Source organism: Streptomyces sp. NPDC006743 (assembly GCF_040703815.1).
Classification (GTDB): Bacteria; Actinomycetota; Actinomycetes; order Streptomycetales; family Streptomycetaceae; genus Streptomyces.
Window position 1 is genome coordinate 19,260 of sequence record NZ_JBEYJA010000071.1, and the last position, 9,829, is coordinate 29,088.

Annotated in this window: 7 protein-coding genes; 5 read left to right on the forward strand and 2 right to left on the reverse strand. The window is 70.9% G+C overall.

Annotated features, from left to right (window positions below; translation table 11 throughout):
- Positions 1–247 precede the first annotated feature (247 nt).
- Entirely contained in the window at positions 248–1,816 is a 1,569-nt protein-coding gene (locus ABZ719_RS34145) for a recombinase family protein (protein WP_366729045.1), read from the reverse strand.
- Between the two features lie 189 nt (positions 1,817–2,005).
- Complete coding sequence (locus ABZ719_RS34150; RefSeq protein ID WP_366729046.1) at positions 2,006–2,572, reverse strand: nucleoside deaminase; 567 nt, start codon at positions 2,570–2,572, stop codon at positions 2,006–2,008.
- 142 nt (positions 2,573–2,714) lie between these two features.
- Here ABZ719_RS34150 and ABZ719_RS34155 point away from each other — a divergent pair, with 142 nt between their 5' ends.
- From ABZ719_RS34155 to ABZ719_RS34175, 5 genes are all read left to right on the forward strand, one after another.
- Positions 2,715–3,683 (forward strand): antibiotic biosynthesis monooxygenase, encoded by a 969-nt coding sequence (locus ABZ719_RS34155; RefSeq protein ID WP_366729047.1) that lies wholly within the window; start codon positions 2,715–2,717, stop codon positions 3,681–3,683.
- Positions 3,684–4,898 (forward strand): FAD-binding oxidoreductase, encoded by a 1,215-nt coding sequence (locus tag ABZ719_RS34160; protein WP_366729051.1) that lies wholly within the window; start codon positions 3,684–3,686, stop codon positions 4,896–4,898.
- A 134-nt stretch (positions 4,899–5,032) separates the two neighbouring features.
- Complete coding sequence (locus ABZ719_RS34165; RefSeq protein ID WP_366729048.1) at positions 5,033–6,418, forward strand: class II fumarate hydratase; 1,386 nt, start codon at positions 5,033–5,035, stop codon at positions 6,416–6,418.
- A gap of 77 nt (positions 6,419–6,495) precedes the next feature.
- Positions 6,496–7,188 (forward strand): DUF402 domain-containing protein, encoded by a 693-nt coding sequence (locus ABZ719_RS34170; RefSeq protein WP_366729049.1) that lies wholly within the window; start codon positions 6,496–6,498, stop codon positions 7,186–7,188.
- Between the two features lie 308 nt (positions 7,189–7,496).
- Complete coding sequence (locus ABZ719_RS34175) at positions 7,497–9,728, forward strand: SpoIIE family protein phosphatase (protein ID WP_366729050.1); 2,232 nt, start codon at positions 7,497–7,499, stop codon at positions 9,726–9,728.
- Positions 9,729–9,829: the final 101 nt, after the last annotated feature.

Sequence of the window (9,829 nt, forward strand, 5' to 3'; positions counted from 1 at the left end):
GATGGTGACCCCCGGGCCATTCGCCATCGGCTCGATGACGGAACCGCCCATCTTCTGAAGTGCTTCGGTTCCTTCCCGTCCATGCTGTCTCCCTCGCTTCAGCCTGCTAGGGCATGTCTACAACCGAACACCTGGCGGATTCAAGCAAGGGCGTTTAAACGGCCTACGGCTAGCCCACGGCATGGAATGGCCCCCGAAGCGTTTACACGCAACGGGGGCAGTAGGCGGCAGCTTTGGGTAGCTCGGGCTACTTCCGCTTGTAAGGCATCTGCTTCGGCAGGACGTATTCCGCCTCCGGCTCGATCACCCAGTATCCCTCGGGAACTTGAAGCCCGGTTTCCTTGGCGATCTCGGCAAGCTCAGGCATCTTGCAGACGACTCGTCGACTCCCGTCTTCCGTAGTCCCGACCGTCACAGTTATTCCGTGCCGTTGCAGGAACACACGCTTCTGTTCGTCATCCTTGGTCGTCCACTCTTCGAGGTATGTACGCCCCGTCTCCTTCCAGGCCGGGGCAGCCTCGGCAGTCTTGATTTCCTCCCTCAGACGTTCAACCTTGGCCGACTGGAATTCGTGCTGTCCCCAGTAGCGTTCAACCTGAACGTCGGTCTTGAACCGTCCAGCCAGATAATCGGCTTCAAGTCGATCTAGCGTCGCCTCGGCTTCGGCTAGCTCGGTCTTGGCCTGACTGACGGAGTTGCCGGCCCGCTCCATAACCGGGAGCGGGCCGAGAGTGACCTTCACAAAAGTCCCAACAGCCGTGTCTAGGTCATCGCGTCGAATGCGGCCAGGGTTAGGGCATGTTCCGGTATTGACGTTGTTGCAGGCGTAGTAGTAATGCACGCGGCCGTTCGGCTTCGTCTTCTTGTTGGACGACATCCGGGCGCCACACCCCTGGCAGGTAGCCACACCGCCCAGCATCGACCGCGAAGGGGTGGACCGCCTAACCGGGCGATCACTCTTGAGCGCGGCCACAAACTCCGACCACTCGGCAAAATCCATCAACGGATCATCCGTGATCCGAACGTTCTCGCCGTTCTCGTCTACAACGTTCTCGCCTTTGTACGTGTAAATGCCGGCCGCCGTAGGGTTCATGGCTATGGCGCGAATCGCGTTGGCAGTCCAGGCAACGCCCCTCGAATCTTCTCCCTTCACGATTCGAAGATGATCCCGCCAGGTGGGAACGCCCTGCTTATTCAGATCAAGCGCGATCTTGTACGACGACCAGTCGCCCTTCAGTCGCTCGACAATCTCACGGAAAAGCTCTGCATACTTGGGGTCCTGAACCAGCTTCTTTCCGCCGCCTTCTTGCCGTTCGAAGCGGTACCCGTATGGTTCGACGCCGCCGATCCAAACGCCCTTGGCTTTACGAGCGGCCGAGCCAGAGAGCGCGCGGGCGCGAATGGTGTCCAACTCGCCTTCAGCGAAGGCGGCGATGATCTGAGCGAACATCTTTCCCATGGGGGTGGACATGTCGATGCCTTCGGTCACGGACACGATGGACTTCCCGTGCTTCTGGCACCACTCGAAGACCTCCGCGAAGTGGCCCGCCTTTCTGCTGAGACGGTCGAGCTTCCACACGGCCAACACGTCCCACTCGTCGGCCCGCTCGTTGAACCAGGGACCGAGGCCGGGTCTCTTGAAGGGATGCATGGCACCGGACACGTCGAGGTCTTCGGCCCAGCCAGCAATACGGCCGTCGACGGCAGGGCCAGCGGTCCAGTGCTCTACAGCCTGCCGCTGCTTCTCGGGGCTGGTGGTGTCGTCCTTCAGGATGGACAGGCGTACGGCCCCCAGGACCCTCGGGTTAGAGATCATGGCGCGGATCGTACGGGGGTCCACGCGAGATGAACAAGCCGAATGACTTCTTCCAGGACCCAGCCCCGCAGCCGACGTTCACCAGCATCCCGGTGCGGGGGCCCGGTCTGGGCTGACCCCGCGGCGTACGGGCGGAGCCTCCGGCGGTCGCCGGGGGCTCCGCCCGTTGCGCGCTCGCGCGGCGCGGGTTCAGTACGGGTGGCGGTCCGGCTTGGCCTCCCAGGCCTCGTACGCCTTCGCGCCCAGCTCCGGGAAGATCTGCTCGATGTGGATCCGGCGCTGGTCCAGGGGCTTTTGGAAGTCCTCGTACTGGAAGGCGTCGTCGAAGCCGATCTTCCGCGTGGCGTCCAGGTCGCAGCTGAAGTAGACGCTGTCGATGCGTGCCCAGTAGATGGCGCTCATGCACATGGGGCAGGGAGCGCCGCTGATGTAGATCGAACAGCCCTGGAGCATCCGGGCCCGCTCCGGAACGGGGTCGGGGGAGCCTTCGGGGCGCGGCACGTATGCCAGGCTGCCCTCGTTCTGGTGGTCCTCCGAGATGGTGGGCGCCTCCGGGTTGAGGAGCTGGGACGCCTTGTGGATGGTCTCTATCTCGGCGTGTGCGGTCGGGTCCCCGGTCAGCAGGACGCGGTTCTGGCCGCGGGCGAGAATCTCGCCGTCCCGGGTGAGCACGGCGCCGAACGGGCCGCCCCAGCCGTGCTCCACCGACTCCGTGGCCAGGCGCACCGCCTCCGCCAAGAACTCCTTGTGCCCCATCACGACCTCCGCTCCGCGCCCGTCCCCGGCATTCGGGTGTGGATTTCCCCTTACCCCGATCCCGATTTTCACCTGACCCCGATTTTTGCTGTCGATTTCTCCCGCTTGTCCGTCAAGTCCCTTTAGGATTAGGCTACTCCGCATGAGCGCCAGCGCAAACCGCGGACGTGGTGGAGCCGGAGCCACCGTCGTGACCTCCCAGAAGGTCGTCCCCGGTCGCGAGGACGACTACGAGCGCTGGCAGGAACGGGTGAACGGCGCCGTCCGCGATTTCGACGGCTTCGAGGGAACGGAGCTGTACCCGCCCGAGGCCGCCGAGGACAACCAGTGGGTCGTGGTGTTCCGCTTCTCGGACGTCGGTCGGCTGAGCGCCTGGCTCCGGTCGGCGAAGCGCCGCGAACTCCTCGACGAGGGCAGTGACTTGTTCGAGGAGGAGCCCTCCCAGGAAGTCCTCAGCGGAGGACAGCCCGCTCAGGAGGCCGTGACGGCCGTCATCTCGCACAAGGTGCGGCCGGGCCACGAGCAGGACTTCGTGCACTGGCAGGAGAAGGTGCTGCGGACCCAGCAGAAGTTCCGGGGGTTCATGGGATCCGAACTCTTCGCGCCCGTCGAGGGAATTCAGGACCGGTGGGTCGTCGTGTTCCGGTTCGACAGCCGCGAACATCTCGAGCAGTGGCTGGAGTCGGACGTCCGCGGGAAACTCCTGGCCGAGGGGCGTGACTCCTTCGCCGAATTCGACGTGCGCGAGATCGCGTCCGCGTTCAGCGGGTGGTTCCGCTTCGGCGGCGGGGAGCAGGCGGGTGTCCCGCCGAACTGGAAACAGGCCATGTCCGTTCTTCTCGCGCTCTATCCCACCGTCATGGTGCTCAACCTCACCGTGGCCGCCGCCCTCACACGGGCCGGCGTGGCGGGGTTCCTCGGTCTTTTCATCGGGAACGTGCTGAGCGTGGGGATTCTGACGTGGTTCCTGATGCCCCTGGTGGTCAATCGCGGGCTGGCCTTCTGGCTGGCCCCCGACCGGCCGCGCTCGCGGCGCACCGATCTGGCGGGCGCGGCCGTCGTGCTCGCGTGCTACGCGGTCCTCCTCGTGATCTTCAGCGTCACCGCGTGAATCCGCGCACGGCACGGAGGCACCCGCGCCCGGGTCGCCGTGCGGTCGGGCGGGCACAGCTGGTGCGGGTCGCCCCTGCGCGACGGGGGCATGCTCATCGACGTGTCCGGGCTTCGCGCCTGCACCGTCGATCCCGCCTCGCTGACGGCGACGGTGCAGCCCGGTGTCACGGGCGCGCAGCTCACCGCGCGGCTCGGCGGTCACGGGCTCGCCTTCCCCGCCGGCCACTGCGGGTCCGTCGCCGTCGGCGGCTACCTCCTCAGCGGCGGGCTCGGCTGGAACTCCGGTGCCCGCGGGCCGGCGTGCGCCGGTGTCGAGCGCATCGAGGCCGTGACCGCGGACGGGGAGCCGGTCACGTGCAGCGAGAGCGAACACGCGGACCTGTTCTGGGCGGCCCGGGGAGCGGGTCCGGGCTTCTTCGCCGCGGTCACCGCCTTCCGCCTCAAGCCGTATCCCCGTCCCCGTGCGATCACCTGCACCCGGTGGACCTTCCCTCTGACGGACGTCACAGAGGCGACACAGTGGGCCACCGGGCTGGCCCCGCGCCTCTCCCCCGACGTCGAGCTGAGTTTCGCCCTGGGTACGGCGGCCCCCGGCGCCGGCCCGGCCTCCACGGTGGTCACCGTCACCGGCGTCGCCTTCGCCCGGTCCCGGCGGGAAGCCGACGAGTTCCTCCGGCCGCTGCACCGCTGTCCCCTGGAGGGACGCGCCCTCTCGCGGCTACGGGACGAACCGATGACGTACGAGTCCCTGTACGCCGCCTCCGCCGCCCTGTGGCCGCCACGGCTCCGCTACGCGGCGGACACGCTGTGGTCGGACGCCGGCTTCCCCGCGCTGCTCGGCCGGCTGGCGCGGGCCGTCGACGCGGCCCCTTCGCGCAGATCGCTGGTCCTCGCCCCGGTCTCGCCGGTGGGCCGGCCGGCGCAGGACATGGCCTTCGCGCCGCTCGGCGAGAGCTACGTGGTCCCCTACGCCGTCTGGGACGACCCCGGCCAGGACGCCGCCACCATGGGCTGGCTGCGGGAGGCGATGCACCGGGTCGAACCCCTCGGAACGGGGCACTACATCGCCGAGACGGACCTCACCGCGGCAGCGTCGCGCGCCCGCCGCTCCTTCACCCCCGGCGCCTGGCAGCGCCTGCGGGCCCTGAGAACGCGCTACGACCCCGAGGGCCTCTTCCGCTCGTACCTGTCGCCGGACGACGGCACGCCGTAGCGGGCACCGCGCCCCCGGCTCGGGCGCCCCCGGCCGGCGCCGCCGCCCCGCCACCCGCGGCCGGCAATCCGCCGCCCGCACCCGTCCGGCCCAACGGCCGGAACAAGCCCACCGCCTGACACGCTGTACCCGGTATGAGTGAATACCGCATCGAGCACGACTCCATGGGCGAGGTCCAGGTTCCCGCGCACGCCAAGTGGCGGGCCCAGACGCAGCGGGCCGTGGAGAACTTCCCCGTCTCCGGGCAGCGGATCGAGCGCGCCCACATCGAGGCGCTCGCGCGGATCAAGGGCGCCGCCGCCAAGGTCAACGCGGAACTGGGGGTGCTCGACAAGGAGGTCGCCGAGGCGATCCAGGCCGCGGCCGAGGAGGTCGCCGCGGGCACGTGGGACGAGCACTTCCCGGTGGACGTGTTCCAGACCGGGTCCGGGACCTCGTCCAACATGAACACCAACGAGGTGCTCGCCACCCTCGCCGGCGAGCGCCTGGGCCGCGACGTGCACCCCAACGACCACGTCAACGCCTCCCAGTCCTCCAACGACGTCTTCCCCTCCTCCATCCACATCGCCGCCACCGCCGCCGTCACCCGGGACCTGATCCCCGCCCTGGAGCACCTCGCGGACGCGCTCTCCCGCAAGTCCGAGGAGTTCGCGGACGTCGTGAAGTCCGGACGGACCCACCTGATGGACGCCACACCCGTCACCCTGGGCCAGGAGTTCGGGGGCTACGCGGCCCAGGTGCGCTACGGCGTCGAGCGGCTGCGGGCCTCCCTGCCCCGGCTGGCCGAACTGCCGCTGGGCGGCACCGCCGTCGGCACCGGCATCAACACCCCGCCCGGCTTCTCCGCCGCCGTCATCGAGGAGATCGCCCGCGTGACGGGGCTGCCGCTCACCGAGGCACGCGACCACTTCGAGGCGCAGGGCGCGCGGGACGGGATCGTGGAGACCAGCGGGCAGCTGCGGACCATCGCCGTGGGCCTGACGAAGATCGCCAACGATCTGCGCTGGATGTCCTCGGGGCCCCGCACCGGACTCGCCGAGATCTCCCTGCCCGACCTCCAGCCCGGCTCCTCGATCATGCCCGGCAAGGTCAACCCGGTCGTTCCCGAGGCCGTCCTGATGGTCGCCGCGCAGGTCGTCGGCAACGACGCCACCGTCGCCACCGCGGGCGCCGCGGGCAACTTCGAGCTGAACGTCATGCTGCCGGTCATCGCCAAGAACGTGCTGGAGTCGGTGCGGCTGCTGGCCAACGTCTCCCGGCTGCTCGCCGACCGCACCGTGGACGGCATCACCGCCCACCGCGAGCGGGCCCGCGAGTACGCCGAGTCCTCGCCCTCGGTGGTCACCCCGCTCAACAAGTACATCGGCTACGAGGAGGCCGCGAAGGTCGCCAAGAAGGCGCTCGCCGAGCAGAAGACGATCCGCCAGGTCGTCCTGGAGAGCGGGTACGTCGAACGCGGCGACCTGACGGCCGAACAGCTCGACGAGGCACTGGACGTCCTGCGGATGACGCACCCGTGACGGCGGGGCGCGGCGCACCGGTGTGAACCGTGACGCCGACCGTCCCGTCCCATGGCCATGACACCTAATATCTGTGCATGGCAGACGACGGAGCGGTGAGAGACGTGAAGGCGGACGGCGCGACGGCCCACTGGGCTCCCGGGAGCCGCATCCTGTGGCGCTACCGGGCGAACGGCGGGCCGGGTTTCCACATCGCGCGCCCCGTGACCGTCGTGCGCGACGACGCCGAGCTGCTGGCGGTGTGGCTGGCGCCCGGCACCGAGTGCGTCAGGCCGGTCCTCGCCGACGGGACGCCCGTCCACCTCGAGCCCCTGGCGTCCCGCTACACCAAGCCCCGGGCGGTGCAGCGGGACCGCTGGTTCGGCACGGGCGTGCTGAAGCTGGCCCGGCCCGGCGAGCCCTGGTCGGTGTGGCTGTTCTGGGAGCCGGGCTGGCAGTTCAAGAACTGGTACGTGAACCTGGAGGAGCCGCTGGCCCGTTGGACGGGCGGTGTCGACTCCGAGGACCACTTCCTGGACATCACCGTGCAGCCGGACCGCGCCTGGCAGTGGCAGGACGAGGACGAGTTCGCGCAGGCGCAGCGGGACGGCCTGGTGGACGACGCGCTGGCCGCGCGCGTGCGGGCCGCGGGGCGCCGCGCGGTGGACGTGATCCGTGCCTGGGGCCCGCCGTTCAGCGACGACTGGCAGCACTGGCGCCCGGACCCGTCCTGGGCGGTACCGTCACTGCCACAGGACTGGGACCGTACGCCCGCGCATGTGTCCTCATGAGACCCTTGATGCGCCCCCGGACAGGAACCGTAGGATCGTCCTCCGCAAGGGCGCAGGGGGGCACGTGGCCGGCGCAACTCCCGCGGTCGGCCGAGAGTCTGACCGTATGTCACCGAGGGGCGGCAGGACGTGAGCGAGGGGTACCAGGGCACGACCCGAGCGGGGCGCATACGGCCCGCCGGTGGCACAGGAACAGCCTCTGACCACGCCGGAATTCCGTTCCCGGGGCACGTGTTCCGGGTATCGGGTCTTCGGCGGGACGAACCGCGCGCCTGGCGCGCAGCCCCGGACGGATGGATGCGACACGCGTGACGGAGCAGCCGACCTCCTTCGAACGCCCCCAGCCGGGCGCCGACCCCACGGACTCCCGTGGGGCCCTTCTGCGTACCCCGCAGCCGCCGCAGACGGCGTTACCGCTGCAGTCGCGCGCGGAGGGCGCGACCCCCTGCCCCGCGCCGCGCGCCGCGCAGGGCGAGCCCTCCGGGGCCGCCCCGCGTTCCGGCACGGCGACCGCCGCCGACGGTTCGGCCGGGGCCGGGTCCGAGCATTCCCAGCCTGCCTCCGCCGAGCCCGACCCGCACCGGCCGCGGCCCGTCCCGGAGGGCATTCCCGCCCAGCCGGAGGCGGCGGCGCGTACCGCCGGCGGCGCGGAGACGGCCCGTACGGTCCCCGCGACCGCCGTACCTCCGGCGGGTCCTGCGGACCCGGTGGCGTCCTCGGGCGCCGCGGCCCCCGACGCGGCGGGGCCGCCCGGCGGGCCGGACCGGCAGGGACCCGACGGGCCGGACCGGCGGACCGGGCAGGGACTGCCGCCGGGGCGGCCGCTGCCGATGCGCCGCGACGGCGACCGGCTGCGGTTCGTGGGCGCGGCGACGCGGCGCATCGCGCGCGGTATGGACCTGGACGAGATCGTCATGGGTCTGTGCCGGGCGACCGTGCCGACGTTCTCCGACGCGATCCTGGTCTACCTGCGCGAGCCGCTGCCGGTGGGCGACGAGCGGCCGGTGGGCCCGCTCGTGCTGCGGCTGCGCCGCACCGACCGGATCCCGGCCGAGCGGGACCTGGAGGCCGGGTTCCTGCCCGTGCCGCCGCCCGAGCAGCCGGCGGAGCTGTCCGTCGTCACCAACGAGCTGTGCGAGGTACGGCCCGGCAGTGCGCTCGGCGAGGTGCTGCGCGGTGTGCGGCCGGTGTTCACCGACACCCCCTCAGCGGGCGCCGCGCTGGCCGAACTCCTCGGCGAAAACTCGGAGCTGGCGGTGCCCGGCGGGCAGCGCACGATCCTCGCGCCGCTGCGCGGGCGGCGCCGTGTCATCGGTGCCGCGCTCTTCCTGCGGCGCCCCGACCGCCCCGCGTTCGAGGCCGACGACCTGCTGGTCGCCGCCCAGCTGGCCACGCACAGCGCGCTCGGTGTCGACAAGGCGGTGCTGTACGGCCGTGAGGCGTACATCGCCGACGAGCTGCAGCGCACCATGCTGCCGGAGACGCTGCCGCGCCCCACGGGTGTACGGCTCGCCTCGCGCTATCTGCCCGCCGCCGAGACGGCGCGGGTGGGCGGAGACTGGTACGACGCGATCCCGCTGCCCGGCAGCCGGGTCGCCCTCGTCGTCGGTGACGTGATGGGGCACTCCATGACGTCGGCGGCGATCATGGGCCAGCTGCGCACGACCGCGCAGACGCTGGCGGGCCTGGACCTGCCGCCGCAGGAGGTGCTGCACCACCTGGACGAACAGGCGCAGCGCCTGGGCACCGACCGCATGGCGACCTGCCTGTACGCGGTCTACGACCCGGTCTCGCACCGCATCACCATCGCCAACGCCGGTCACCCGCCGCCCGTGCTGCTGCACCTGGGGGGCCGGGCCGAGGTGCTGCGGGTGCCGCCGGGCGCGCCGATCGGTGTGGGCGGCGTGGACTTCGAGGCGGTGGAGCTGGACGCGCCGGCCGGCGGCACGCTGCTGCTGTACACCGACGGTCTGGTGGAGTCCCGGCTGCGGGACGTGTGGACCGGCATAGAGCAGTTGCGCGAGAAGCTGGCGGCGACCGCGCAGCTCACCGGGCCCGACCATCCGCCGCCCCTGGAAGCCCTGTGCGACGAGGTGCTGGACATGCTCGGCCCGGGCGACCGGGACGACGACATCGCGCTGCTGGCCGCCCGTTTCGACGGGATCGCGCCGAGCGACGTGGCGTACTGGTTCCTCGAGCCGGAGGACTCCGCTCCGTCGCGGGCGCGCCGGCTGGCCCGCCGGGCGCTGGCGCGCTGGGGCCTGGAGGAGCTGACGGACTCGGTGGAGCTGCTGGTCAGCGAGGTCGTCACCAACGCGGTGCGGTACGCCTCCCGCCCGGTGACGCTGCGGCTGCTGCGCACGGACGTGCTGCGCTGCGAGGTCGGCGACGACGTGCCGCAGCTGCCGCGGCTGCGGCAGGCGCGTGCCACCGACGAGGGCGGCCGGGGCCTGTACCTGGTGAACAGGCTGGCCCGGCGCTGGGGCGCGACCCGGCTGAGCACCGGCAAGGTGGTCTGGTTCGAGCTGCACCGCGGCTGACCGTACGGGCCCGGAAAGCCGGAGAGCCGGGAGGACGAGGGCGTCGCCCGGCCTGATGTCGGGCACCTCCTACGACGCCATCGAAGCCGCCGCCGCCGACC

Coding starts and splice junctions, on each gene's coding strand:
- ABZ719_RS34145 (WP_366729045.1), bottom strand. CDS start 1,816: ATGATCTCTAACCCGAGGGTCCTGGGGGCCGTACGCCTGTCCATCCTG.
- ABZ719_RS34155 (WP_366729047.1), top strand. CDS start 2,715: ATGAGCGCCAGCGCAAACCGCGGACGTGGTGGAGCCGGAGCCACCGTC.
- ABZ719_RS34170 (WP_366729049.1), top strand. CDS start 6,496: ATGGCAGACGACGGAGCGGTGAGAGACGTGAAGGCGGACGGCGCGACG.
- ABZ719_RS34150 (WP_366729046.1), bottom strand. CDS start 2,572: ATGGGGCACAAGGAGTTCTTGGCGGAGGCGGTGCGCCTGGCCACGGAG.
- ABZ719_RS34165 (WP_366729048.1), top strand. CDS start 5,033: ATGAGTGAATACCGCATCGAGCACGACTCCATGGGCGAGGTCCAGGTT.